Source organism: Aeromonas sp. 11P (genome assembly GCF_051920165.1).
Classification (GTDB): Bacteria; Pseudomonadota; Gammaproteobacteria; order Enterobacterales; family Aeromonadaceae; genus Aeromonas; species Aeromonas veronii.
Map to the genome: position 1 here is coordinate 2,900,001 of NZ_JBQBDJ010000004.1, position 24,343 is coordinate 2,924,343.

Below are 24,343 nucleotides of genomic sequence, written 5' to 3' on the forward strand. Positions count from 1 at the left end.
GCTCAAACCAGGCACCGAAGCCGCGGATTCACACTTATGTGTGAGTGGTAGGGGAGCGTTCTGTAAGTCTGCGAAGGTGTATCGAGAGGTATGCTGGAGATATCAGAAGTGCGAATGCTGACGTAAGTAACGATAAAGGGGGTGAAAAGCCTCCTCGCCGGAAGACCAAGGGTTCCTGTCCAACGTTAATCGGGGCAGGGTGAGTCGACCCCTAAGGCGAGGCCGAAAGGCGTAGTCGATGGGAAGCAGGTTAATATTCCTGCACGACTTGTAATTGCGATGGGGGGACGGAGAAGGCTAGGTGGGCCAGGCGACGGTTGTCCTGGTGAAAGTGCGTAGGTGGTGTTTGTAGGCAAATCCGCAGACACAACACTGAGACACGAGACGAACACACTACGGTGTGGAAGCCATTGATGCCCTGCTTCCAGGAAAAGCCTCTAAGCTTCAGATTACAAGTCATCGTACCCCAAACCGACACAGGTGGTCGGGTAGAGAATACCAAGGCGCTTGAGAGAACTCGGGTGAAGGAACTAGGCAAAATAGAACCGTAACTTCGGGAGAAGGTTCGCTCTTGACAGTGAAGTCCCTTGCGGATGGAGCAGTTGGGAGTCGCAGTGACCAGATGGCTGGGACTGTTTATCAAAAACACAGCACTCTGCAAACACGAAAGTGGACGTATAGGGTGTGACACCTGCCCGGTGCCGGAAGGTTAATTGATGGGGTTAGCGCAAGCGAAGCTCTTGATCGAAGCCCCGGTAAACGGCGGCCGTAACTATAACGGTCCTAAGGTAGCGAAATTCCTTGTCGGGTAAGTTCCGACCTGCACGAATGGTGTAACCATGGCCATGCTGTCTCCACCCGAGACTCAGTGAAATCGAATTCGCCGTGAAGATGCGGTGTACCCGCGGCTAGACGGAAAGACCCCGTGAACCTTTACTACAGCTTGGCACTGAACATTGAACCTACATGTGTAGGATAGGTGGGAGGCTTTGAAGGCGTGACGCCAGTTGCGCTGGAGCCGTCCTTGAAATACCACCCTTGTATGTTTGATGTTCTAACGCAGGGCCCTGAATCGGGCTCGCGGACAGTGCCTGGTGGGTAGTTTGACTGGGGCGGTCTCCTCCCAAAGAGTAACGGAGGAGCACGAAGGTTGGCTAATCCTGGTCGGACATCAGGAGGTTAGTGCAATGGCATAAGCCAGCTTAACTGCGAGACGGACAGGTCGAGCAGGTACGAAAGTAGGTCATAGTGATCCGGTGGTTCTGAATGGAAGGGCCATCGCTCAACGGATAAAAGGTACTCCGGGGATAACAGGCTGATACCGCCCAAGAGTTCATATCGACGGCGGTGTTTGGCACCTCGATGTCGGCTCATCACATCCTGGGGCTGAAGTCGGTCCCAAGGGTATGGCTGTTCGCCATTTAAAGTGGTACGCGAGCTGGGTTCAGAACGTCGTGAGACAGTTCGGTCCCTATCTGCCGTGGGCGTTGGATGATTGAAGGGAGTTGCTCCTAGTACGAGAGGACCGGAGTGAACGAACCTCTGGTGTTCGGGTTGTCACGCCAGTGGCACTGCCCGGTAGCTAAGTTCGGAATCGATAACCGCTGAAAGCATCTAAGCGGGAAGCGAGCCCTGAGATGAGTCATCCCTGACCCCTTGAGGGTCCTAAAGGGCCGTTGGAGACCACAACGTTGATAGGTGGGGTGTGTAAGCGCAGCGATGTGTTGAGCTAACCCATACTAATTACCCGTGAGGCTTAACCATACAACACCCAAGAAGTGTTTCGAGCCTTGTAACGAATACGAAACTACTTACATCAGCTTTCACAGATTGAAGAATTTGCCTGGCGGCCATAGCGCCGTGGAACCACCTGATCCCATGCCGAACTCAGAAGTGAAACGCGGTAGCGCCGATGGTAGTGTGGCATTCGCCATGCGAGAGTAGGACACTGCCAGGCACCCAATTTCAAGATTACGCCCAGCGTGGTCTTTACCGGTTAGTGTGCTGATATGGCTCAGTCGGTAGAGCGCATCCTTGGTAAGGATGAGGTCCCCAGTTCGATTCTGGGTATCAGCACCATTAAATAGAAAGCCTCCCTGAAAGGGGAGGCTTTTCTGCATCTGTCATTTTTGTGATATCCCCTTACATTCCCTATTCCCGCAACCCCCTCTGCTTGCAGCAGACACTGTTTATCTGCTGGTTTTAGTCCTAATGCGTTACTCATTTGACTGCTATTGATGGTTTTATCCAGATATTTAACCATGATTGATTGACGTAAAACGTTTTACATGTAAAATCCGGCGCGTTTTGCCTATTACGTGGAGAGAGAGCATGGCGCAGGATAACGAATACTGTTTGGGGGCGGTACCCGCCAAAGGGCGCAAAGGTGTGCTTTCGCTGATGCTGGTGATGCTCGGCCTGACCTTCTTCTCTGCCAGCATGTGGACCGGTGGTGCGCTGGGCACCGGCTTGGTGTTCAATGATTTCATCAAGGCGGTACTGATCGGCAACTTGCTGCTGGGGATCTACACAGCTTGTCTCGGTTATATTGGTGCTTCAACCGGTCTCTCTACCCATCTGTTGGCGCGCTACTCCTTTGGGGTGAAAGGTTCCTGGCTGCCATCCCTGCTGCTCGGCGGCACTCAGGTTGGCTGGTTTGGCGTTGGCGTGGCGATGTTTGCCCTGCCGGTGCAGAAGGCGACCGGCATAGATGTGAACTGGCTGATCGCCATTTCGGGCATTTTGATGACGGTGACCGTCTACTTCGGGATCTCCGCCCTGATGGTGCTGAGCTTTGTGGCCGTACCGGCTATCGCCCTGCTCGGTGGCTACTCGGTCTGGCTGGCGGTGACCTCGACCGGTGGCATGGCTGCACTGCAGCAGGTACAACCAAGCAATCCCATCGAGTTCACCACGGCGCTGACCATGGTGGTCGGTTCCTTTATCAGTGCAGGAACCCTGACCGCCGACTTTGTCCGCTTTGGTCGCAAACCCTGGGGCGCCGTCATGATTACCATGGTGGCGTTTTTTTTGGGCAACACGCTAATGTTCGTCTTCGGTGCAGCTGGTGCGGCGGTAACGGGGCAGGCCGATATCTCGGAAGTGATGCTGATGCAGGGGCTGTTGATCCCCGCCATTCTGGTGCTGGGCCTCAATATCTGGACCACCAACGACAACGCTCTCTACGCCTCCGGCCTCGGTTTTGCCAATATTACCGGTCTCAAGAGCAAGCCCCTCAGCGTGATCAACGGCCTCATCGGTACGGCTTGCGCCCTCTGGCTTTACAACAACTTTGTCGGCTGGCTGGCCTTTTTGAGTACGGCAATTCCGCCGATCGGTGGCATTATCATCATGGATTTCCTGCTCAATCGTGAGCGTTACCGTCAATTTGCCGATCAGCAGTTCGAGACGGTGCGCTGGCAGGCGCTGGTCGCCACGGCAGTCGGGGTGGCTGTCGGCAAGTGGCTGCCGGGCATAGTGCCACTCAACGCGGTATTGGGCGCCGCCTTCACCTATTTCATTCTGGTTCGCCTCACCCAGCGGCCGGTTCTGGTACAGGAAGCTAACAAATGCTGATTCAACATATTCGTTTGGCCGATCGGGAAGGGTTGTGGCAGATCCGTTGTCAGGATGGGGTCATCACAGCCATCGAACCCCATGACGAACATGCCGTCGCCGGTCGGGTGCTGGACGGGGAGGGCGGTCTTGTCATCGCGCCCTTTATCGAGCCCCATATTCACCTCGATACCACCCAGACGGCCGGTGAGCCGAGCTGGAACCTCTCCGGCACCCTGTTCGAGGGGATCGAGCGCTGGGCCGAGCGCAAGGCGCTGCTGACTCATGAGGATGTGAAGCAACGTGCCATCCAGACGCTGAAGTGGCAGATTGCCAACGGCATCCAGTTCGTCCGTACTCACGTCGATGTCTCCGATCCCAATCTGGTGGCGCTCAAGGCGATGCTGGAGGTGCGGGAGGAGATGAAAGAGTGGGTCGAGCTGCAAATTGTCGCCTTCCCGCAGGAGGGGATTCTCTCCTACCCCAACGGCAAGGCACTGCTGGAGGAGGCGCTCAAGCTAGGGGCTGACGTGATTGGCGCGATCCCCCACTTCGAGTTTACCCGGGAATATGGGGTCGAAAGTCTGCACTACATCTTCGATCTTGCGGATAAGTATCAGGTTCTGGTCGATGTGCACTGCGACGAGATCGATGACGAGCAGTCCCGTTTCATCGAGACGCTGGCGACTCTCGCCTACGAGCGGGGTATCGGTCATAGAGTCACCGCCAGCCACACTACCGCCATGCACTCCTACAACGGCGCTTATGCTTCCCGCCTGTTCCGTCTGCTGAAGATGGCGGACCTCAACTTCGTGGCCAATCCGCTGGTGAACATTCACCTGCAGGGGCGGTTCGATACCTATCCCAAACGCCGCGGTATTACCCGGGTGAAGGAGATGCTGGAGGCGAACATCAACGTCTGCTTCGGCCACGACGATGTGTTCGATCCCTGGTATCCCATGGGTACTGCCAACATGTTGCAGGTGCTGCACATGGGGCTGCATGTCTGCCAGATCATGGGCTACGAGCAGATCAACGACGGTCTGAAGCTGATCAGCAGCCACAGCGCCCGCACCCTGAATGTGCAGGATCGCTATGGCATCGAGGTGGGCAAACCGGCCAACCTGCTGATCCTGCCCGCCGAGAACGGCTTCGATGCGGTGCGCCGTCAGGTGCCGGTGCGTTACTCGATCCGCCACGGCAAGGTGATTGCCCAGACCCGCCCGGCCCAGACCGAAATCGTGCTGGGTCAGCCCGAGCCGATCGATTTTCGCCGCTGAGATTTCAATCAGGCTGGATGACGATTAGTTCCGCCTCTGGGCACAAGGGCCGCCATTGCGACATAATGGCGGCCTGACCCTGAGGGAGTGACACCATGCAAACCTTGTTCTATGTTGCTGCAGGGGGCGCCATCGGCGCCTGCCTTCGTTTTGGGATTGCCGAACTGATGGCCTTGCTGCTGGGGCGCCACTTTCCTTACGGGACGCTGGCCGTCAACGTGGTGGGTTCCTTCATCATGGGGGTGGCCTACGCCCTCATCAGCCACGGCCATATCGTCGAACATCCAATGAAGCCGCTGCTGATGGTGGGGATCCTCGGTGCCCTGACCACATTTTCTTCCTTTGCCCTCGATACGGTAGTGCTGGCCCAACATGGCGCCTATCTGAAAGCGTTGCTCAATATCGCGCTCAATCTCTTCCTCTGTCTGGCCATGGTTGTGCTGGGCATGCAGTTGGTTGCGAGCCGGGTTTAAGGTGTCCGGACGCCAGTGGCTCTGGTAAACTGGCGGCCATTCTTTGCTCTATGGGTGTTTAAGGGATGTCAGAACAAGCAACGACAACGCATTTTGGCTTTAAAACCGTGGCCGCGACCGAGAAGGAAACTCTGGTAGCAGGTGTCTTCCATTCGGTGGCAGCCAAGTATGATCTGATGAACGATCTGATGTCGTTCGGCATCCACCGCCTGTGGAAGCGCTTCACCATCGACTGCTCCGGTGTGCGCAAGGGCCAGAAGGTGCTGGATCTGGCCGGTGGTACCGGTGACTTGACCGCCAAGTTCTCCCGCATCGTCGGCGAGACCGGTCAGGTGGTGCTGGCGGATATCAACGACTCCATGCTGAAAGTGGGCCGCGACAAGCTGCGCAATCTGGGGGTCGCCAACAACGTCTCCTACGTGCAGGCCAATGCCGAGGCGCTCCCCTTCCCGGATAACCACTTCGACGTCATCACCATCGGCTTCGGCCTGCGCAACGTCACCGACAAGGACAAGGCGCTCGCCTCCATGTTCCGGGTACTCAAGCCGGGGGGCCGTCTGCTGGTGCTGGAGTTCTCCAAGCCGGTCAGTGAAGTGATCGCCAAGCTCTATGATCTCTACTCCTTCAAACTGCTGCCGAAAATGGGCGAAATCGTCGCGAACGACAGTGAAAGCTACAAATATTTGGCAGAGTCCATCCGCATGCACCCGGATCAGCAAACCCTGGCTGGCATGATGGAAAATGTCGGGTTCGAGCAGGTGGAGTACTTCAATCTGACTCAGGGTGTGGTCGCCCTGCACCGCGGTTACAAGTTTTAAGGTTGCCTATGCCGATGGATGCCATGGTCACCGCGGTGATCGAAACCAGCCTCAACCAGTTGCTGGCGCTGGACAAACAGAGCCCGGAGCGGCTGCGCAAACTGGTGGGCAAGGTGCTCAAGCTGGAGCTGCGTGAACTCAAGCCGCTCTGGTTTGTCTTCTCCGAGCGTCGGCTGGATATGCTGGCCCAGCATGAAGGGGAGGCCGATGCGGTGCTCAGCCTGTCGCTGACCGCCCTCGGTCTGCTGAAAGACCCGTCCGCCCTGACCCGCTATATCCGCGAGGAGAAGCTGGATCTGAGCGGTGATCCCCAGCTGGTACAGGCATTCAGCGTGCTGCTTGGTGAGCTGGATATCGACTGGGAGGAGGAGCTGTCGCGCTATACCGGCGACGTGCTGGCCCACACCCTGTTCAGTGGTGCCCGTCAGGCGCGCCGCCTGGTCGGCCGCGAGCTGTGCCGCACCCGCAGCCAGCTGGCGGAATATCTGACCGAAGAGGCCCGCCTCGCTCCCGGCCCGCTGGAAGTGGCGAGTTTCAACGATGACGTCGAGGTGCTTGCCCAGCAGCTCAAGGCCGTCGAACTGCGGCTGGCTCGCTTCGAACAGCAGGTGACCTGATGACCCCGAAGGAGTTCAAACGCCTCTATCGCATCATCACCATCCTGCTGGAGCAGGGCATCGACGAACTGGTGCCCGCCCGCTATCAACCCTGGCCGGGTCGTCTGGCCCGTCGCTCCCTGTTCTGGCTCAAGAACAAACAACCGGATCTCAGCCGCGGTGCCCGCATCCGCCTCGCCTTCGAGGCCCTTGGCCCCATCTTCATCAAGTTTGGCCAGATGCTCTCGACCCGCCGCGACCTGCTGCCGCCGGACATTGCCGAGGAGCTGGCTCTGCTGCAGGACAGGGTGCCCCCCTTCTGTGGTCAGGCGGCGCGCCAGCAGATCGAGCTGAGCCTGGGTTGTCCCATCGAAACCCTGTTTGACGACTTCGACGAGACGCCGCTGGCATCGGCTTCCATCGCGCAGGTGCATACTGCTCGCCTGAAGGAGAGTGGCCGCGAGATCGTTATCAAGGTGATCCGTCCCGATATCGAGCCGGTCATAGAGGCTGACCTGCGGTTGATGCAGGCGCTGGCCCGTCTGGTGGCGCGCTTCGTGCCCCAGAGTGCACGACTGCGCCCCATCGAGGTGGTGGAGGAGTATCGCAAGACCATCCTCGACGAGCTGAATCTGATGCGCGAAGCGGCCAACGCCATCCAGCTGCGCCGCAACTTCACCGGCTCCGAAGCGCTCTATGTGCCTGAAATCATCACTGATCTCTGCCGCGAGCAGGTGCTGGTGATGGAGCGGATCTACGGTATTCCGGTCTCCGACATTCCTGCGCTGGAAGCCAACGGCACCAACATGAAGCTGCTGGCCGAGCGCGGGGTAGAGGTCTTCTTCACCCAGGTGTTCCGCGACAGCTTCTTCCACGCCGATATGCACCCGGGCAACATCTTCGTCTCTTACGAACATCCGGAAAACCCGCTCTGGATCGGCATCGACTGCGGCATCGTCGGCACCCTCAATCGGGAAGACAAACGCTATCTGGCGGAGAACTTCCTCGCCTTCTTCAACCGCGACTATCGCCGGGTGGCGGAGCTGCACGTGGAGTCGGGCTGGGTACCGGCAGACACCAAGGTGGACGAGTTCGAGTTCGCCATCCGCACTGTGCTGGAGCCCATCTTCGAGAAGCCGCTCTCCGAAATTTCGTTCGGTCACGTGCTGCTCAATCTGTTCAACACTGCCCGCCGCTTCCATATGACGGTGCAGCCGCAGCTGGTGCTGCTGCAAAAGACCCTGCTCTATGTGGAAGGGTTGGGGCGTCAGCTCTACCCGCAGCTCGATTTGTGGCAGACCGCCAAGCCGTTCCTCGAAAACTGGATGCACGAACAGGTGGGGCCCAAGTCGGTATTGAACGCTATCAAGGAGAAGGCGCCATTCTGGGCGGAGAAGCTACCGGAGCTGCCGGAACTGGTCTATGAGACCCTGCGTCAGACCCGTCATCAGCAGCGTCATTTCGACCAGATGTTTGCCGAGTTCCGCCGTCACAGCCGTCGGCAGGGGCAGGCCCGCTACCTCTTAGGGGTTGGAGCCAGCCTGCTATTGGCGGGTGTATTCTTGCTGACCCAAAAACAACACATTGAGTGGGGACAAGCCAGTCTCGCCGGTGCAGCCCTCTGCTGGCTGGTCGGCTGGTTGCGAACCCGTTCCCATTAATCAACAACCGCGCCGTCAGGCGCCTGTTCTGGAGAGAAAATCATGGGTGGTATCAGTATTTGGCAATTGTTAATCATTGCAGTCATCGTCGTGCTGCTGTTCGGTACCAAGAAACTGCGCGGTATTGGCGGTGATCTGGGTGCGGCGGTCAAAGGGTTCAAGAAAGCCCTCTCCGACGAGCCGGCTGATGCCAAGGCCGAGCAGAAAGATGCCGAGTTTCCCCCGAAACAGCTGAACGAAGCGGCCACTCAGAGCAGTGAGACCGCCAAACAGAAAGACAAAGACCAGGCCTAAGCCATGTTCGATATCGGTTTTTGGGAGCTGGTCGTTATCGGTGTGGTAGCACTGGTGGTACTGGGGCCCGAGCGGCTGCCGGTTGCCATCCGCACGGCTACCCACTGGATCCGCCTCATTCGTTCGACCGCGAACTCGGTCAAGTCCGAGCTGGAGCAGGAGCTCAAGTTGCAAGAGCTGCATAACGACCTCAAGAAGGCGGAACAGTTGCAGATGAGCAACCTGAGCCCCGAGCTGCAGGAGTCTATCGAACAGCTCAAGGCGGCGGCCCAGTCGGTCAATCGCCCCTATCAGGTGGAGAACGAGATCCGTCCGCCACGCCCCGAGCCGGTCGCCCAGGCTGAGCCTGCCACGCCGGTTGAGCCTGCAGTGCAGCTGAGCCACGACGTGCCGCCGGTCAACAGCCAGCGGGAGAGCGAGCCGGTGCCGGTCAGCGATTCCGCAGTAAAAGGGGAGGTGAAGCCATGAGTCAGGCCGAACAACCCCTGATCAGCCATCTGGTTGAGCTGAGAACCCGTTTGCTGCGCTCCATTACCGCCATCCTCGTGGTGTTTCTGGCGCTGATCTACTTCTCCAACAACATCTACGACTTCGTGGCCCAGCCGCTGCTCAGCCAGCTGCCGGAAGGGACCAGCATGATCGCGACGGATGTGGCGACCCCCTTCCTGACGCCGATCAAGCTGACCCTGGTGGTCTCCTTCTTCGTGGCGATACCCTATCTGCTCTATCAGGCCTGGGCCTTTATCGCCCCCGGTCTGTACCAGCACGAACGGCGGCTCATCATGCCGCTGGTGGTCTCCAGTGCCCTGCTGTTCTATGCAGGGATGGCGTTCGCCTACTACGTGGTGTTCCCCCTGGTGTTCGGTTTCTTCACCAGTACCGCCCCTGCCGGGGTGACGGTGGCGACCGACATCGCCAGCTATCTGGACTTCGTACTGACCCTGTTCTTCGCATTCGGGGTGGCGTTCGAAATTCCGGTGGCTACCATACTGCTCTGCTGGACCGGCGTGACCACACCGCAAAACCTGAAGGAGAAACGTCCCTACGTCGTTGTCGGGGTGTTTGTGGTCGGCATGCTGCTGACGCCGCCTGACGTTTTCTCCCAGACCCTGCTCGCCATTCCGATGTGGGCGCTGTGGGAGATTGGTCTGTTCTTCGCCCGCTTCTACGTGAAGAAAGAGGATGAAGAGCAACAGGAACAACCGGATGTGGAGAGCTGAGGCTCTGTTCGTCACCTGTTTGCCGGACGGCGAGAGGATGACTAAGTCCGCAGGAATAGCAGAACGAGGGGAGCTTAGGCTCCCTTCCTCTTTTCATGCTCCCGTTCGAGGCGTATGGTAAGACCCCATTCGGTAGATGGTTTTCAAATACCTGATATGTATTCCTTTTGTTCGGAACGTCTCAATCCATGATCGATATCGGTTTAAACCTGACCAGCAGCCAGTTCGCCGGCGAACAGCCTGAGCTGGTGGCCCGTGCCCGCGCCGCCGGAGTGGAAGCGCTGATCCTCACCGGTACCGATCTGGCTGGCAGCCGCGAGAGCGCCGGGTTGGCCGCCCGTTGGCCGGGCTACTGCTTCTCCACCGCCGGGGTACACCCTCACGATGCCAAGAGTGTCGATGAGGCGACCCTGCCCGCCTTGCGCGAGCTGGCAGCCTTGCCGCAGGTGGTCGCCATCGGCGAGTGCGGCCTCGACTACAACCGCGATTTTTCCCCCCGTCCGGTACAGGACGCAGTGTTCGACGCCCAGCTGGCGTTGGCTGCCGAGCTCGGGATGCCGGTGTTTCTCCACTGTCGCGATGCCCACGCCCGTTTTATCGAGATCCTGCGTCCCTGGTTGCCGAAACTGCCGGGAGCCGTGCTGCACTGCTTCACCGGTTCCGACGAGGAGCTGGACGAGTGTCTGGCGCTGGGGCTGCATATCGGGGTGACCGGCTGGCTCTGCGACGAGCGCCGCGGCCAGCTGCTGCGCGAACAGGTGGCCCGTATTCCGGCCGGTCGGCTGATGATCGAGACCGATGCCCCCTATCTGGTGCCGCGGGATCTGAAACCTCGCCCGAAACGCAACGAACCAGCTTTTTTGCCGCACATCGCCCAGGTGGTGGCGGCCTGTCGTGGTGAAGCGCCCGAGGCCTTGCTGGCCCATACCCGGGCCACCTCCGCCGCGTTCTTCCAACTTCCTCTCCAGGAGTGATTCATGGCTACAACTCTTCCGGGCGCCTTTCCGGGCCGCCGCCTGCGCCGTCTGCGCAAACATGATTTCAGCCGTCGTCTGGTGCGCGAGAACGTACTGACCGTCAACGATCTCATCTATCCGGTGTTCGTGCTGGAGGGAGAGAACCGCCGTGAAGCCGTTCCCTCCATGCCGGGGGTGGAGCGTCTCTCCATCGATCTGCTGCTGGAAGAGGCTGCCGAGCTGGTGGCGCTGGGCGTGCCTGCCATTGCCCTGTTCCCAGTGACCCCGCTGGAGAGCAAGAGCCTGATGGCGGAAGAGGCCTACAACCCGAACGGGCTGGCCCAGCGTACTGTGCGCGCTCTCAAGGCCCGCTTCCCGGAGCTGGGGGTCATCACCGACGTGGCGCTCGATCCGTTCACCACCCACGGTCAGGACGGCATCATCGATGACGAAGGCTATGTGCTGAACGACATCACCACCGAAATTCTGATCAAGCAGGCGCTCTCCCACGCCGAGGCCGGGGTCGATATAGTCGCGCCGTCCGACATGATGGATGGCGCATCGGCGCCATCCGCGCAGCGCTGGAAGAGAACGGCTTCATCAACACCCAGATCATGGCCTACTCCGCCAAGTACGCCTCCTGCTACTACGGCCCGTTCCGCGATGCGGTCGGTTCTGCCGGCAACCTCGGCAAGAGCAACAAGGCCACTTATCAGATGGACCCGGCCAACAGTAACGAAGCCTTGCACGAAGTGGCACTGGATATTCAGGAAGGGGCCGACAGCGTGATGGTCAAGCCGGGCATGCCCTATCTGGACGTGATCCGTCAGGTGAAGGATCAGTTCGGCGTGCCGACTTTTGCCTATCAGGTGAGTGGCGAGTACGCCATGCACATGGCGGCGATCCAGAACGGCTGGCTGAAAGAGAAGGAGTGCATCATGGAGTCCCTGCTCTGCTTCAAGCGGGCCGGGGCCGACGGCATCCTCACCTACTTCGCCAAGCGCGTAGCGCAGTGGCTGAAGGAAGATGCCCGCTAAGTCGGGTTGAAGAGATAAACGAGAGGGGGAGCCGATGGCTCCCCCTCTGTCGTTATGGCTCTCTTTTTGTAGCGAGCGGATGATTACAGCTTGATCCAGGCATCGCTCCAGTGGCTGCCGGTACCCGGCGCATAGTGGCTGGTCGAGCCGCCACACCAGCCACTGTAGGGCCAGGGTTTGCACTCGTAGTCGCCACCGGCATTGCTGACCCGTTCGCCACTCTGATAAGCGGTGCCCGCAACATAGGCCGGATAGCTGCCGTTACCACCGTTACTGTCACCACCCGGAGCCTGTTCCACCAACGCCAGGGGGAAGCGGCGCTCGAAGCCCTGTTTGCTCCCCTCTGCCATGCCCGCCAGCAGCAGCTCGTAACTGCCTGCCGCAAGGTCCGACTGCGTCAGCTGCAGGGAACCCTGACCATCGATCAGAGCGCTGCCGGTAGCGACCGGATTGCCATCCTGCAACAGGGTCGCGGTGACGGTCACCGGGTTGGCGGTGGTCAGCGTCAGGTTGAGGTCGAGCGCGCCGTTGACGACGAGATATTCGGACGCCAGATCGGTAACGGTGAAGTCGCTGCTGCTACCAGCAGTGGGCAGGACGAAGTCTCCGCTCAGATAGGTGAGACCGATCCAGCCTGAGCTGGTCATCCAGTGTTTGCCATTGACCTGATAGACGTTGGGCAGCTGGGTGCACTGGTTGTTGTCATTGATGAAGCCGATACCGTAAAAGCCCGCCATATCCTTGTAGCAGAGCTGGCGACCATTCTGGTGCAGCACCGGTTGATCCAGCTTGCCCTTGTGGTGGAGCGACAACCAGTCAAACTGGTTGAGGGCAGAGACCAGCGGCACCAACTGGCCATCGGGCTGACGATAGAGGATCTGGGATCCTGCATCGCAGTACAGGCCGTCAGCCTGCTGTTCGACATAGCCGTAGTACTGTTCGCCATCCTGGAAGGTGAAACGGCAGAGATTGCGTTTCTCCGATTCCTTGGGGATCCAGCCCATCAGCAGCCGCTCCTGATTGTTCAGGGCCTCCAGCTGCCCGGCGCTGAAGCCACTGCCGTTGGCTACCCAGCCCTGCGGCATGGTGGAGAACTGCATGAAGTAGTGGTCGGTGTAGTACATGTGGCTGTCAGCACGGTGCTTGCGAGCCCCCTGGTTGACCGAGTTGTAGCGATAGATGTCGTTTTCCGGCTTGTGGAAGCCGTTGAGATCATCGTCCAGATAGGGCAGGTCTCCCTTGCGGATATGGTAGTTGGCCATGCCTGTCATTAGGGGATGCCAGCCGTGGCTGCCACGGGCAAACGCGCTCTCATGGCTGTAGGACTTTCCATCGAAGCCGTGGCCAAATTCATGGGCAATGACGCCCCAACTGCCGTAGTAGTGGCTGACAAAGTTAAAGGTATCGACCCCGGTGATGCTACCGCTCCCCAGTCCGCCGCCCATGGCGGTGATCCCCAGGTTGAGGTAGGGGCGTTTCAGCAGGCTGTGGTAGTAGTAGTCATAATCGGCCGCCGTAAAGATCCCGTTCGGCACATAGCTGTTACCGCCATTGCCGAACATCTCATAGCCGTTCACCGCCTTGAAGTTGTACCAGACGTGTTTGAACTCCTCGGTCGAGACCATGTAAGCCAGGTTGGTGGCGATGATCAGCCACTCGCGGGCGTAGAGGGCATTGATGGGGCGCCAGGAGCCGCTGGTATTGGTGGCGAAGCGCACGTTCCAGCTTGGCTTGAGGCGTGCCAGCTTCTGGGCGAACGGATCCGAGTTGGAGCTGAACCTGTGCTCGAACTGGGCAGGCAGGCTGATGCTGTTGTCGAGCAGGTTGTTGAGATCAAACACACCATCGCGGCTGGCGCTGCTGAAGCGTCCCTGCTCGCCAAAGGCACTCAGTGGCAGGGTGATTTGGGCATAGGCGGGCAGGCGATCGAGCTGGCCCAGGAGCAGCCACTTGTTGATGCCGTTCAGGCGCGACTCGATATTGATGTCATGCAGCTCTCTGGCGGCATAGTTGGTGATGCGCACCGTGTCGTTATCAAGTAGCTCGGTCTTGACCAGCGAGTTGATATTGACCGAACGCTGGGCGCGATCGATCAGCACCTCGTAGGGTTCGTCATTGCGCAGTATGTAGCTGACGGCGGCCGGCATCAGCTGATCGAAGATCAGCGGGCGAACCGTCAACTGCTCGTCGGACGTGAAGCTGATCTCCTTGCTCAGCAGCTGGTTGAAACCCAGACCGCGCTCGTTGGCGGTGAAAAGCGCCGAGCCCGCCAGCTGGAGATCTTTCAGTGCCGCCACGGGCTGCTGGTTGATATCCCGAACAGTAAAGGTCGGGTTCTTGAACAGAAAGTCGTTGGCGATCAGGGTATCGACATCATGCCACTCGATGCGGTCCTTGAAGTTCACCACCAGCCGATCGCCATCCATGTCGATTTTTTGCAGATTGCTGTCGGCGATCACCTGCTCAGGCGCCAGCGGGGTGTTGCTGGCGATGGCATCAGCCAGTTTGCGCAGGTCATAGATGTAGTAGTTTTTGCCGGCTGTATGGGCCAGGAGATAGTCACCCACCTGATGGAGTTGCACCAGACGGTGGCTGTATTTTCCTTCAAAGGCGAGCCGACCGGCGATGGGGGTCTTGAGGTTATTCTCCGGCGTCACATCCTGCTGGCGGTAGACCTTGATCTCGCTCAGCGCATCCGCCACCAGCACGTAGTCCTGATTGGCAAAGACGGCCTGGGCACGGTGCAGGCTGTTGCTGCCGGAATCCCGACCGGTTCCCAGGGTGGTGACATGGCGATGCTCGTCGGCCAGATCGAAGATATCGACACGGTGCGAGTAGCGCGAGACCACGTAGAGCAGGTTGTTCCGGACAAACAGTTCACTGACCTGGTTGTAGGCCATGGCGCTGCCGCTTTCTGTGCCACGGATCTCGCCAATCCGCTGGCGACTCGGGATATCGATAATGGCCACATGGCCCGGATTGCCGTTCTGGCTGACATAGAGCCGATCCTGATAGCGCTCGACCGCCGTGATCAGGCTGGCGTCCAGCCCCAGCTGGTCGGCCGTCAGCTCCTCGCCTTTGTCCAGATATTGCAGCGAGGTGGCAAACGAGTTGACGCTGCAGGAGCTGGTCTCCATCACCACACGGGTGCGTTCGCCATTCTGGATCTGGCCGTGGGGGAAGTACTCCAGCAGACAGCCGTTGCCGTAGTCATAGTTGCCAAAGCGCTTGTTGACCGCAACGACCCCACCGTCGTACCAGGTCAGCTCCCACTCCTCATCAAAGAAATCAAAGACGTTACGAATGGCTGTTTCGTCGAAAAAGTGGGGTTTGGGAAACTCGAACAGGATGTGGTTGTCCGCCGTCAGCGGGTAGAGCAGGCCATTGATGGCAAGGTGGCGCTTGCCATCCTTGATGATCACGTTCTGCTCGTCAGCCGCACTCTGATGCAGCGCGGCGAGGCGCGTCGTCATCTGCTCGTAGTGATCCTGATAGGTTTGTTTGAAATAGGCTTGTTCGCGCTCATCGGCCACGACCTGGGCCGACAGCAGCAGACCGAGCAGGGTGGCAAGCTTGGTGGTTCTTGGCATGTTGATTTCCTTATCCTGGTTGTTGGATATTTTTATGGTTGGCAAGCATGTAAACAGAGAGGTGCGCTAACCCTTCCGGGTCCGCGCATCCTGCCCATCGGCAGGGTGGCCGACGGGCAGAATATGGGGGAGGGGGCCTGTCGGCCCCCGGTCGAGGTTGGGGCAAGGTCAGAGCTTGAACCAGGCATCGCTCCAGGCAGTGCCGGTACCCGGCGCATAGTGGCTGGTCGAGCCGCCACACCAGCCGCTGTAGGGCCAGGGTTTGCACTCGTAGTTGCCACCGGCATTGCTGACCCGATCACCGGCCTGATAGCTGGTATTGGGGGCATAGGCCGGGTAGTCACCCTCTCCACCGCCGCTGCTCTCTTCAGTCAGCGCAACCGGGAAGCGCTGTACCACCGGCTGCTGGCCATCTGCCAGACCTGTGATAACCACGTCGTAGCTGCCATCGGTGACATTGCTGCCCTGTAGCACCAGGGTGCTGGTGCCGTTTACCTTGCTGCTGGTGGTGCCGTGGCTGCGGCCGCCTTGTTCCAGAGTCGCAGTGATCTGTACCGGGTTGGCGGTGGTCACGTTGAAGCTGATGCTGACCTGACCGTTGACGATGGTGTATTCGCCTGTCATGGCGCTAACAGTGAAGTCGCTGCTGCCGATCACCGGCGGCTTGCTACCACCGTCACAGTCGCTATCGCCCTGTACGCGCCAGACGCCCCACTCACCGGTTGTACCCGGCTCGTCGTTCTGGGTCCACCACTCGGCGCGCCAGCTCTTGCCGTTGTGGCTGACGATGTCGCCGCTAACGTAGGTCTTCTTGGCATCCCAGCTGTTTTGACAGATGGCGCCCTGCTCCCTGACGGTTACGTTGCGCTGCTGGGTTACCTGCTGACCGGCGCTGTCGCTCACCTGATAGGTGAGGGTGTAGCGGCCGACCTTGCTGTCGACGCTGCCGCTGACCTTGATTTGGGCGGTCAGGTCGCCATCTTCCTCATCGTGGGCGCTGACGCCGGTCATCGGATCGAAGGGGGTACCCAGCTCCAGCGTGGTGTCGGTGACACCGCTGAATACCGGCTTCATGCTGTAGACCTCGATGGTGCGTACCTGCTCGGTGACGTTGTTGTCGCGATCGCTCACCTTGTAGGTGAGGGGGTAGAGGCCGATGCGCTGGCTGTCTACCGAGCCTTCCACCTGGATCTGGCCAGTCAGGTCGCCATCTTCCTTGTCGTTGGCGCTGACACCGGCCAGCGGATCAAAGGCGGTGCCCTGCTTGATGCGGGCATCGCTCAGGCCACTGAACACCGGCTTGCCGTTGTCGTCCGGGGGAGTGATCTCCTGATCGTGGATGAAGGGGCCGTAGCTCTTGATGAAGGATTCGTTGTAGGACTGACCGGCGGCGTTGCGGCCCATGTCCCAGTTGATGGACCAGGTCATCACGCCGCGCAGTGGTTGCCCCTCGCTCTTCAGGCGGTTGAAGGCGTTGTAGAGCTTCTGCGGATCCTGCACATAGCCGGTGGCGGCGGCGTCAATGTTGGTCGGAATGCCGAACACCAGCTTGTCATGGGGGATCTTGTAGAAGCCGCGGGTTCCGTTGCTCAGCGAATCCGCCATGTAGTAGATGAACTCTTCTTTCAGGGCATCGTTGTTCTGGGCAATCCAGCCGATACCATCGATGTAGATACCGTCGCCACCCTGGTTGTAGAACTGGGGGTTGATCCAGTCGTAGTACCCTTCCAGATTGCGGATATAGGGGATGTAGGCGCCTGTCTGGGTCAGATAGGGGAACTCCGGCGCCATGGTGATGAGGAAGTTTTTCCCCTGGGTGCGGTAGTGATCCTTGACCAGACGCAGGGCCGCCGGGATCACGGTCTGGTTGTCGGCGGCGGTGATGGCAGCCTGTTCCAGATCGATATCCAGCCCGTCGAAGCCATAGGTCTCCACCAGACGGATGATCTCGTCGGCAAAGGCCTGCTCCTGACCCTTGCGCAGCTCGATGTGCGCATCGGCACCGCCCAGCGCCAGCAGCACGGAACGGCCCTGACGGTTCAGCTGGGCGATCTGCTCGATAAACTGGCTTTCGCTCATGCCGATAGCCGGGTCGAGTTTGAAGGTGGGGATGGGATCGCTGCCATAGACCTTCATGAAGGAGACATCGACCACGTTGTATTGCGGGTTGACCTGATCGAGCTTGACGCAGGGGGCGATACCGCCCTTGTAGCCTGAGCCGTCACACCAATTGTGCCAATAGCCGACCACCACGCCGGACTGGGGGTTGACCATCGCCTGACCGGCACTGGCGGCATATGCAATGGGGGTGCCCATGCCGAGCAGACAGCCCAGCAGGGATAACTTCAATTTGTTCATCTTGATATCTCCATACAGTACAAACGGAGCGTACAGCTATGGCCGAACGCTCCCGGGGGCAGCCCCGCTGTCATAGGTGTTTTCCCTTAGACCGGTGGCTTTGCGTCGCGCCCTTTCGGGTCGCTTTGCCTTTTTCACCCGATTTCTGTGCAGCACAGAGAATCAAGTGACCTGAGTAACAGGCTGCTTATGATATGCACTTAAAAACAAATTAATCAACGTATGTGTATGATTTGTTTTGGTTATTAATTTGTTGATTAGTTATTTTCCCAGCATGGAAAGGGCCAGAGATACACTGCTGTGACCTACTCCTTTGTTGAGTGTATTTGGTCTGCAGCCTAGTGATTCGAGAGTTGAAAAAGCTGCAAAAAGAGCAAAAAAGTACCCATTATTCATGCTGTTGCCGTCCAGTATCTGGCAGAGAGGTGTTTGAGTTCACAAAGAGGCGAAAACAGTGCCGAGAGGTGGATTCCCGCTTGATTATTGCGTGGCTTGGCCACATGTTAGAAAGCCATACAGAGCTGCTAAAGCGGTCTGTTCAAGACCAAACAAGAGGTAACCGGGATGAATAACCCTTTGCTGACAATGGATTCGCTGCCCCCTTTCAGCCAGATCAAGCCGGAGCAGGTTCAGCCTGCCGTGATTCAGGCGATTGCTGACTGCAAGCAGAAGATCAGCGATGTGCTGGCCCAGCGTGATCCCCATACCTGGGATAGCCTGATTGCCCCGCTGGAAGAGGTAAATGACCGCCTGTCACGGATCTGGTCACCGGTCAGCCACCTCAACTCCGTACTCAACAGCGAAGCGCTGCGCGAGGCCCATGACGCCTGCCTGCCGCTGCTCTCCGAATTCCAGACCTATGTCGGTCAGCATGAAGGGCTCTATCAGGCCTATCTGGCCCTCTCCCAGAGCGATGATTTCCCGCTGCTGAGCGGTGCCCAGCGCAAGGAGATCCAGAATACCCTGCGCGACTTCCGCCTCTCCGGCATCGGTCTGCCTGCTGAGGCGCAGCAGCGTTACGGAGAAATTCAGGCCCGCCTCTCCGAGCTGGCCTCCCGTTTCAGCAACAACGTGCTGGATGCGACCCAGGGCTGGAACAAGCTGGTGGTCGATGAAGCCGAACTGGCCGGTCTGCCCGACAGCGTGCGTGCCGCTGCCCGTCAGATGGCCGAGCTCAAGGGCAAAGAGGGGTGGCTGTTCACCCTGGATATCCCCTCTTATCTGCCGGTGATGATGTATGCCGACAACCGCGAGCTGCGCGCCGAGATGTACGAAGCCTTCACCACTCGCGCCTCCGATCAGGGCCCCAATGCGGGCAAGTGGGACAACTCCGCCATCATGAGTGAGCTGCTCACCCTGCGCCGCGAACTGGCCCAGCTGCTGGGCTTTGCCAACTATGCCGAGCTCTCCCTGGCCACCAAGATGGCGGACAAGACCGAACAGGTGGTGAGCTTCCTCACCGATCTGGCGGCCAAATCCCTGCCGCAAGGCAAGGCCGAGCTGGAGGAGATCCGCGCCTTCGCCGCCGAACAGCATGGTCAGAGCGAGCTGGCCGGCTGGGATCTCGCCTACTACGCCGAGAAGCTCAAGCAGCACAAATTCTCCATCTCCGACGAGCAGCTGCGTCCCTACTTCCCCGCCAGCAAGGTGGTGAAGGGGTTGTTTGAAGTGGTTAAGCGGGTGTTCGGCATGAAGGTGCGCGAGCGCCTCGGTATCGACACCTGGCACCCGGATGTGCGCTTCTACGACATCTTCGACGCCGACGACGAGCTGCGCGGCAGCTTCTACCTCGACCTCTACGCCCGCGAGCACAAGCAGGGCGGGGCCTGGATGGATGTCTGTCTGGGTCGTCGCTACCGTCAGGATGGCTCGCTGCAAAAGCCGGTGGCCTACCTGACCTGCAACTTCAACGGCCCGGTGGATGGCAAGCCTGCACTGTTCACCCATAACGAAGTGGTCACCCTGTTCCATGAGTTTGGCCACGGCATTCACCACATGCTGACCCGCATCGATGTGGCCGGTGTCGCCGGTATCAACGGCGTGGCTTGGGATGCGGTAGAGCTGCCGAGCCAGTTCCTCGAGAACTGGTGCTGGGAGTCCGAGGCGCTGGCCTTTATCTCCGGCCACTACGAGACCGGCGAGCCGCTGCCTGCCGATCTGCTGGAGAAGATGCTGACCGCCCGCAACTTCCAGGCCGCCATGCAGATGCTGCGCCAGCTGGAGTTCGCTCTGTTCGACTTCCGCCTGCATCAGGAGTTTGATCCGGCCAATCCGGCGCAGCTTCCGGCGCTGCTGGATGAGGTGCGCAGTCAGGTAGCTGTGATGACGCCACCGGCGTTCAACCGCTTCCAGCACAGCTTCTCCCACATCTTCGCGGGCGGCTATGCGGCGGGCTACTACAGCTACAAGTGGGCCGAAGTGCTCTCTGCCGATGCCTTCTCCCGCTTCGAGGAGGAGGGGATCTTCAACCCGGCGACCGGCCAATCCTTCCTGAAGAATATTCTGGAGAAGGGGGGCTCGAAGGAGCCGATGGAGCTGTTCCGAGCCTTCCGTGGCCGTGAGCCCAAGGTGGATGCACTGTTGCGACACAGCGGGATCGCTGCCTGAGATTCCTGACCCGCCGCCTGTGTGAGCTTCAAGCAGGTACACTGTTTTGCGGCATAGTGGGATCGAGTCGTGATTTCTGCGACAAAAAGGGACCTTTTGGTCCCTTTTTTCAAGGCTTTTTAATATCTTGCTGATTGCATATTTGCACTGCTCACAGCTCTTCAGTAGAGTCGTGTTCTAACCTTCAAGGAGAGAAAGCCACTTGCCATGAGGCGAGCACTCGATTCCGTCTATCAAATCATCTCAAGTCTGGCTCATTCGAGCGGCCAGGGATATTTCGATACCTTTGTGAGTGAAATCGCCGCTGCTGTGATGGCTGATGTCGTCCTGATCGCCAGCAGGGAATCAAATGCTACCCACTTGACGGTTCAGGCTGCCCATCCCTCCTCTCTTGACCCCGATACCCTGACGCTGCCACTGACTGACTCTCCCGATGCCATTACCTGGCAGGAGGGGGAAGCCTGGTTCAGCAATCGTCTGTTGCAGCTGTTCCCCGCGATGCCGCTTGCCGATGCGTGGCAGGCCCAGGCCTACGCCGGGATCGCCCTCAAGGATGCGGATGGCGAGACCATAGGCATCTGCTGCCTGCTCTATCGTCAGCCGCAGGCCAATATGACCAAGGTGATGGGGCTGCTCCGGTTGCTGGGGCCGCTGGCCGGTCGCGAATTGGCGCTGATGCTGCAACGCCAGCTGCCACAACTCTTGCCTGATACCCCCCATGTGCTGCAGAGCATGCTGTTTCAGGCCCCAGTGGGGATCGGCAAGCTCGATCTCACCGGCCGTATTCTCTGGGCCAACCCGGCCATCGAGAAGATGTTGGGATATCCCCTCGACGAGCTGCTTCATCGATCCATCTCCGACATCAATCACCCGGAGGATTGGCAGCGCAGCCTTGAGTGCTACGAAGAGATCCGGCGCGGCGAGCGCAGCAGTTTCACCCAGGAGAAGCGCTACTTCTGCAAGGGGGGCGAGATCCTGTGGGGGCGGGTAACTGTCACCCTGATCCGCGACGAGCAGCAGCAGCCGGACTACCTGATGGTGCTGCTGGAGAATATCGATCCCCTCAAGCGTCATGCGGAGCAGCTCAAGCTCTCTCACCGGGTCTACGACAACCTCTCCGAGGCCATTCTGGTGTGCGATGCCGACAGCCGCATCATCTCGGTCAACCCGGCCTTCGAGCAGATCACTGGCTACAGCAGCGACGAGGTGCGGGGCCAGCGTCCCAGCATGCTCAAGTCCGGGCTGCACGATCAGACCTTCTATGCCGACATGTACCATGCGCTGGAGCGGGTGGGGGTGTGGCGTGGCGAGGTGTGGAACAAGCGCAAGAACGGCAAGCTCTATCCGCAGCAGCTGATGATCAGCACCCTGCGCGAAGCCGGCAAAATCCAGCAATATATCGCCATTTTCAGCGATCTTTCCCAGACCAAGGTGGCCGAGCAGAAGATCGCGACCCAGGCCAACTACGACAACCTTACCAGCCTGCCCAACCGCTGGCTGTTTGGCCGCTGCCTCACCCGCTTCTGCGAGCGGGGCGAGCGCTTCGCGCTCATGGTGCTCGACCTCAACAACTTCAAGGCGGTCAACAACAGCATGGATCACCATGCTGGCGATGCCCTGCTGCGGGAGGTATCGGATCGACTGGTGAGCCGTGTGCGCACTGAAGATCTGGTGGCCCGCATCGGTGGCGATGAGTTCGCGTTCCTTGTGCCCGGCATCGTCACCCGCCGTCAGGCCGAGGTGTTTGCCAAGCAGGTGATCGGCAGCTTCGCCCGCCCCTTTATGCTGGCCAACCAGCACCTCTATGTGACCGCGACCATCGGCATGACCCTCTGCCCGGTCGATGGCAGCGAGAGCGACGAGCTGCTGCGCAATGCCGAACAGGCGCTGTTTGCGGCCAAGCGGCAGGGAAGGTTGCTCGGTGCCTACTGCTCATCCATGCGGGAAGAGGTGCGCCAGCGCCACCAGATGCAGCAGGATTTGGCCGAAGCGATCAAGCTGGAGCAACTGACCATGGCCTACCAGCCGATCTGGGACAATCGCAGCGGACGAGTCGCCAAGCTGGAGGCGCTGGTGCGTTGGTATCACCCCCACTGGGGGCAGGTCTCCCCTGCCGAGTTCATTCCGCTGGCGGAAGAGGCGGGCCTGATTCAGGGGCTGGGGGCGCTGGTATTGTGGCAGTCGTGCCGGGATCTGGCGCGGTTGCAGCAGTCCGGTTTCCCTGATCTGCAGATGTCGATCAACCGTTCCACCATGGAGTTTCAGACCATCGACCCCGAGGCGAGTGAGTGGCTTAAGGTGATCCAGCACTTCGGGCTCGATCCTGCCGACATCGTCATCGAAATCACCGAATCTCTGCTGATGGAGAGCAGCGATCAGCACAGAGTGCGGATCGATGCCCTGCGCGAGGCGGGCTGCAAGCTGGCCATCGACGATTTCGGTACCGGCTACTCGGCCCTCAACTATCTGCGCACCTTCCCGGTAGATCTGGTCAAGATCGACCGCTCCTTCGTGCGCCATATCCCCTTCAACGAGCAGGATCGGATGCTGCTCGATGGCATCATCAACATAGTGCACAACCTCGGCATGCAGGTGGTGATCGAGGGGGTAGAGACCCGCGAGCAGCTCAACTTCCTCTGCCAGAAAGGGTGCGCCTTCACCCAGGGTTATCTGCTCAGCCGCCCGCTGGCCTATGACGATCTCATCGATTACCTCGCCCTTAACCGTCAGGGGATGAACCTCACTGTCGTGAGCTGATCCACCGCTTCTGTTATCATGGCCGCTTCTGTACGTGCCATGAGTCTGCCTCCTATGCCCCATATTCAGGTTTTCAGTGAAGTCCCCGCCCGTGATGGCGAGCTCGACGCCCTGCGTTTACGCCTTGCCGACGTGGAGTTTCCGGCTCCGTTTGCGCTGGTACTGACTGAAGAGAGACTGGAGCTGCGCAAGCTGGATGAGCCCAAGCTGGGAGCCGTCTATGTGGACTTCGTGGAAGGGGCGGTGGCACATCGTCGCAAGTTTGGCGGCGGTCGCGGTCAGTCCATCGCCAAGGCGGTGGGGCTCAAGGCCGGTGCCACACCGACCGTGGTGGATGCCACTGCCGGGCTGGGGCGCGATGCCTTCGTGCTCGCCTCCCTCGGTTGCAAGGTGACCCTGATCGAACGCAGCCCTGTGGTGGCTGCTCTGTTGCAGGACGGGTTGGCGCGGGCGGAACAGGATCCCGAGATTGGCCCCTGGGTCAGTGAGCGGATGCACCTGCTGCAAGGCCCGGCGGTGGACAACTTGCTGGCGCTGCCGGAGCGGCCCGAGGTGATCTACCTCGACCCCATGTTCCCCCACAAGCAGAAGTCGGCGCTGGTGAAAAAGGAGATGCGGGTGTTCCAGTCGCTGGTGGGGCCGGATCTTGATGCGGATGCCCTGCTGCCTGCCGCGCTCAAGATGGCGAACAAGCGGGTGGTGGTGAAACGCCCTGACTACGCCGGCTGGCTCAATGAACAGAAGCCCAGCATGGCCATTGAGACCAAGAGCAACCGCTTCGATGTCTATGTGATGGCGGCGCTGGCAGCGGGTTAACGGCCGGTGTGAGCCGCAGATGCAAAAAGGAGGGCCAACGTCATGTTGGCCCTCCTTTTTCGTATTGGATTCAGTTGGTTGGCGCGAAGCGGATCAGCATTTCTTCCCCTTGCCAGTTCAGGCGCAGGGTCGCCAGATCCGCCAGACTGAGCCGCTCGCCACTGTGCAGCAACAGATACTCGACCCCTTCGCTGGCTTCGATAGTGCGGATCTTGTCATCCCGCTGGCGACCATCGCGGCTGGTGAGGGTCACCGGCAGTTGCCAGCTGGCAGCAATTTCGAGCCAGTCGTAGAGATCGCAGCTGATGGGTTGATAATCCGGCAT

General features: G+C 59.4%; 16 protein-coding genes, 1 tRNA gene, 2 rRNA genes, 1 pseudogene and 1 riboswitch (1 of these 21 running past the window's edge). Of the genes and pseudogenes, 17 read left to right on the plus strand and 3 right to left on the minus strand.

All coding sequences use genetic code 11. The annotated features are described in order from the left end of the window. From ACTG1P_RS13375 to hemB, 14 genes and pseudogenes are all read left to right on the plus strand, one after another. Nucleotides 1–1,764: ribosomal RNA gene (locus ACTG1P_RS13375) — 23S ribosomal RNA — on the plus strand; it begins 1,126 nt to the left of the window's first position. A gap of 78 nt (nt 1,765–1,842) precedes the next feature. Continuing rightward, nucleotides 1,843–1,957 (plus strand): 5S ribosomal RNA (gene rrf / locus ACTG1P_RS13380). 46 nt (nt 1,958–2,003) lie between these two features. After that, nucleotides 2,004–2,079: transfer RNA gene (locus tag ACTG1P_RS13385), tRNA-Thr, on the plus strand. A 252-nt stretch (nt 2,080–2,331) separates the two neighbouring features. After that, nucleotides 2,332–3,576 (plus strand): cytosine permease, encoded by a 1,245-nt coding sequence (gene codB, locus ACTG1P_RS13390; RefSeq protein ID WP_139734416.1) that lies wholly within the window; start codon nt 2,332–2,334, stop codon nt 3,574–3,576. Then, a complete protein-coding gene (locus tag ACTG1P_RS13395; protein ID WP_440001468.1) occupies nt 3,570–4,835 on the plus strand; it encodes a cytosine deaminase in 1,266 nt (421 codons plus the stop codon). The genes codB and ACTG1P_RS13395 overlap by 7 nt, the downstream gene beginning before the upstream one ends. Before the next feature lie 95 nt (nt 4,836–4,930). Beyond that, a complete protein-coding gene (gene crcB, locus ACTG1P_RS13400) occupies nt 4,931–5,308 on the plus strand; it encodes a fluoride efflux transporter CrcB (RefSeq protein ID WP_440001469.1) in 378 nt (125 codons plus the stop codon). A gap of 65 nt (nt 5,309–5,373) precedes the next feature. After that, entirely contained in the window at nt 5,374–6,126 is a 753-nt protein-coding gene (gene ubiE / locus ACTG1P_RS13405; protein ID WP_005342396.1) for a bifunctional demethylmenaquinone methyltransferase/2-methoxy-6-polyprenyl-1,4-benzoquinol methylase UbiE, read from the plus strand. A gap of 8 nt (nt 6,127–6,134) precedes the next feature. Continuing rightward, nucleotides 6,135–6,743, plus strand: a complete 609-nt coding sequence (locus ACTG1P_RS13410; protein ID WP_440001470.1) for a ubiquinone biosynthesis accessory factor UbiJ — start codon at nt 6,135–6,137, stop codon at nt 6,741–6,743. Next, nucleotides 6,743–8,383, plus strand: coding sequence for a ubiquinone biosynthesis regulatory protein kinase UbiB (ubiB, locus tag ACTG1P_RS13415; RefSeq protein ID WP_005339383.1), 1,641 nt, complete (start codon nt 6,743–6,745; stop codon nt 8,381–8,383). Before ACTG1P_RS13410 ends, ubiB begins: the two co-directional genes overlap by 1 nt. A gap of 42 nt (nt 8,384–8,425) precedes the next feature. Next, entirely contained in the window at nt 8,426–8,677 is a 252-nt protein-coding gene (gene tatA / locus ACTG1P_RS13420; RefSeq protein WP_005339385.1) for a Sec-independent protein translocase subunit TatA, read from the plus strand. A gap of 3 nt (nt 8,678–8,680) precedes the next feature. Continuing rightward, a complete protein-coding gene (tatB, locus tag ACTG1P_RS13425) occupies nt 8,681–9,145 on the plus strand; it encodes a Sec-independent protein translocase protein TatB (RefSeq protein ID WP_005342398.1) in 465 nt (154 codons plus the stop codon). Next, entirely contained in the window at nt 9,142–9,897 is a 756-nt protein-coding gene (gene tatC, locus ACTG1P_RS13430) for a twin-arginine translocase subunit TatC (RefSeq protein WP_005342401.1), read from the plus strand. The genes tatB and tatC overlap by 4 nt, the downstream gene beginning before the upstream one ends. Before the next feature lie 188 nt (nt 9,898–10,085). Further along, on the plus strand, nt 10,086–10,871 hold the full coding sequence (locus ACTG1P_RS13435) for a TatD family hydrolase (protein ID WP_111809358.1): 786 nt from the start codon (nt 10,086–10,088) through the stop codon (nt 10,869–10,871). 3 nt (nt 10,872–10,874) lie between these two features. Beyond that, nucleotides 10,875–11,890: pseudogene (gene hemB, locus ACTG1P_RS13440) on the plus strand (porphobilinogen synthase). Nucleotides 11,891–11,973: 83 nt separating this feature from the next. Here the strand turns inward: hemB and ACTG1P_RS13445 are convergent. Together ACTG1P_RS13445 and ACTG1P_RS13450 are read right to left on the minus strand one after the other, a co-directional pair. Beyond that, nucleotides 11,974–15,480 (minus strand): hypothetical protein, encoded by a 3,507-nt coding sequence (locus ACTG1P_RS13445; RefSeq protein WP_440001471.1) that lies wholly within the window; start codon nt 15,478–15,480, stop codon nt 11,974–11,976. A gap of 168 nt (nt 15,481–15,648) precedes the next feature. Further along, complete coding sequence (locus ACTG1P_RS13450) at nt 15,649–17,838, minus strand: immunoglobulin-like domain-containing protein (RefSeq protein WP_440001472.1); 2,190 nt, start codon at nt 17,836–17,838, stop codon at nt 15,649–15,651. 54 nt (nt 17,839–17,892) lie between these two features. Continuing rightward, nucleotides 17,893–17,978: riboswitch (cyclic di-GMP riboswitch) on the minus strand. A gap of 424 nt (nt 17,979–18,402) precedes the next feature. Here ACTG1P_RS13450 and prlC point away from each other — a divergent pair. From prlC to ACTG1P_RS13465, 3 genes are all read left to right on the plus strand, one after another. Continuing rightward, nucleotides 18,403–20,445 carry an oligopeptidase A gene (gene prlC / locus ACTG1P_RS13455; protein ID WP_440001473.1) on the plus strand — a complete coding sequence of 681 codons (2,043 nt, stop codon included), beginning with the start codon at nt 18,403–18,405 and terminating at the stop codon, nt 20,443–20,445. A gap of 207 nt (nt 20,446–20,652) precedes the next feature. Then, nucleotides 20,653–23,202 (plus strand): putative bifunctional diguanylate cyclase/phosphodiesterase, encoded by a 2,550-nt coding sequence (locus tag ACTG1P_RS13460; RefSeq protein ID WP_440001474.1) that lies wholly within the window; start codon nt 20,653–20,655, stop codon nt 23,200–23,202. A gap of 54 nt (nt 23,203–23,256) precedes the next feature. Further along, complete coding sequence (locus ACTG1P_RS13465; protein WP_440002306.1) at nt 23,257–24,018, plus strand: class I SAM-dependent methyltransferase; 762 nt, start codon at nt 23,257–23,259, stop codon at nt 24,016–24,018. A 70-nt stretch (nt 24,019–24,088) separates the two neighbouring features. Here ACTG1P_RS13465 and ACTG1P_RS13470 read toward each other — a convergent pair whose 3' ends face one another. Continuing rightward, on the minus strand, nt 24,089–24,343 hold the full coding sequence (locus tag ACTG1P_RS13470; RefSeq protein ID WP_440001475.1) for a Rho-binding antiterminator: 255 nt from the start codon (nt 24,341–24,343) through the stop codon (nt 24,089–24,091).

Excerpts from the sequence above, each read along its gene's own strand:
- ACTG1P_RS13470 (WP_440001475.1), bottom strand. The coding sequence starts at position 24,343 with ATGCCGGATTATCAACCCATCAGCTGCGATCTCTACGACTGGCTCGAA.
- codB (WP_139734416.1), top strand. The coding sequence starts at position 2,332 with ATGGCGCAGGATAACGAATACTGTTTGGGGGCGGTACCCGCCAAAGGG.
- ubiB (WP_005339383.1), top strand. The coding sequence starts at position 6,743 with ATGACCCCGAAGGAGTTCAAACGCCTCTATCGCATCATCACCATCCTG.
- ACTG1P_RS13445 (WP_440001471.1), bottom strand. The coding sequence starts at position 15,480 with ATGCCAAGAACCACCAAGCTTGCCACCCTGCTCGGTCTGCTGCTGTCG.
- crcB (WP_440001469.1), top strand. The coding sequence starts at position 4,931 with ATGCAAACCTTGTTCTATGTTGCTGCAGGGGGCGCCATCGGCGCCTGC.
- ACTG1P_RS13435 (WP_111809358.1), top strand. The coding sequence starts at position 10,086 with ATGATCGATATCGGTTTAAACCTGACCAGCAGCCAGTTCGCCGGCGAA.
- tatA (WP_005339385.1), top strand. The coding sequence starts at position 8,426 with ATGGGTGGTATCAGTATTTGGCAATTGTTAATCATTGCAGTCATCGTC.
- ACTG1P_RS13450 (WP_440001472.1), bottom strand. The coding sequence starts at position 17,838 with ATGAACAAATTGAAGTTATCCCTGCTGGGCTGTCTGCTCGGCATGGGC.
- ACTG1P_RS13395 (WP_440001468.1), top strand. The coding sequence starts at position 3,570 with ATGCTGATTCAACATATTCGTTTGGCCGATCGGGAAGGGTTGTGGCAG.
- prlC (WP_440001473.1), top strand. The coding sequence starts at position 18,403 with ATGAATAACCCTTTGCTGACAATGGATTCGCTGCCCCCTTTCAGCCAG.
- ACTG1P_RS13465 (WP_440002306.1), top strand. The coding sequence starts at position 23,257 with ATGCCCCATATTCAGGTTTTCAGTGAAGTCCCCGCCCGTGATGGCGAG.
- ACTG1P_RS13460 (WP_440001474.1), top strand. The coding sequence starts at position 20,653 with ATGAGGCGAGCACTCGATTCCGTCTATCAAATCATCTCAAGTCTGGCT.
- tatB (WP_005342398.1), top strand. The coding sequence starts at position 8,681 with ATGTTCGATATCGGTTTTTGGGAGCTGGTCGTTATCGGTGTGGTAGCA.
- tatC (WP_005342401.1), top strand. The coding sequence starts at position 9,142 with ATGAGTCAGGCCGAACAACCCCTGATCAGCCATCTGGTTGAGCTGAGA.
- ACTG1P_RS13410 (WP_440001470.1), top strand. The coding sequence starts at position 6,135 with ATGCCGATGGATGCCATGGTCACCGCGGTGATCGAAACCAGCCTCAAC.
- ubiE (WP_005342396.1), top strand. The coding sequence starts at position 5,374 with ATGTCAGAACAAGCAACGACAACGCATTTTGGCTTTAAAACCGTGGCC.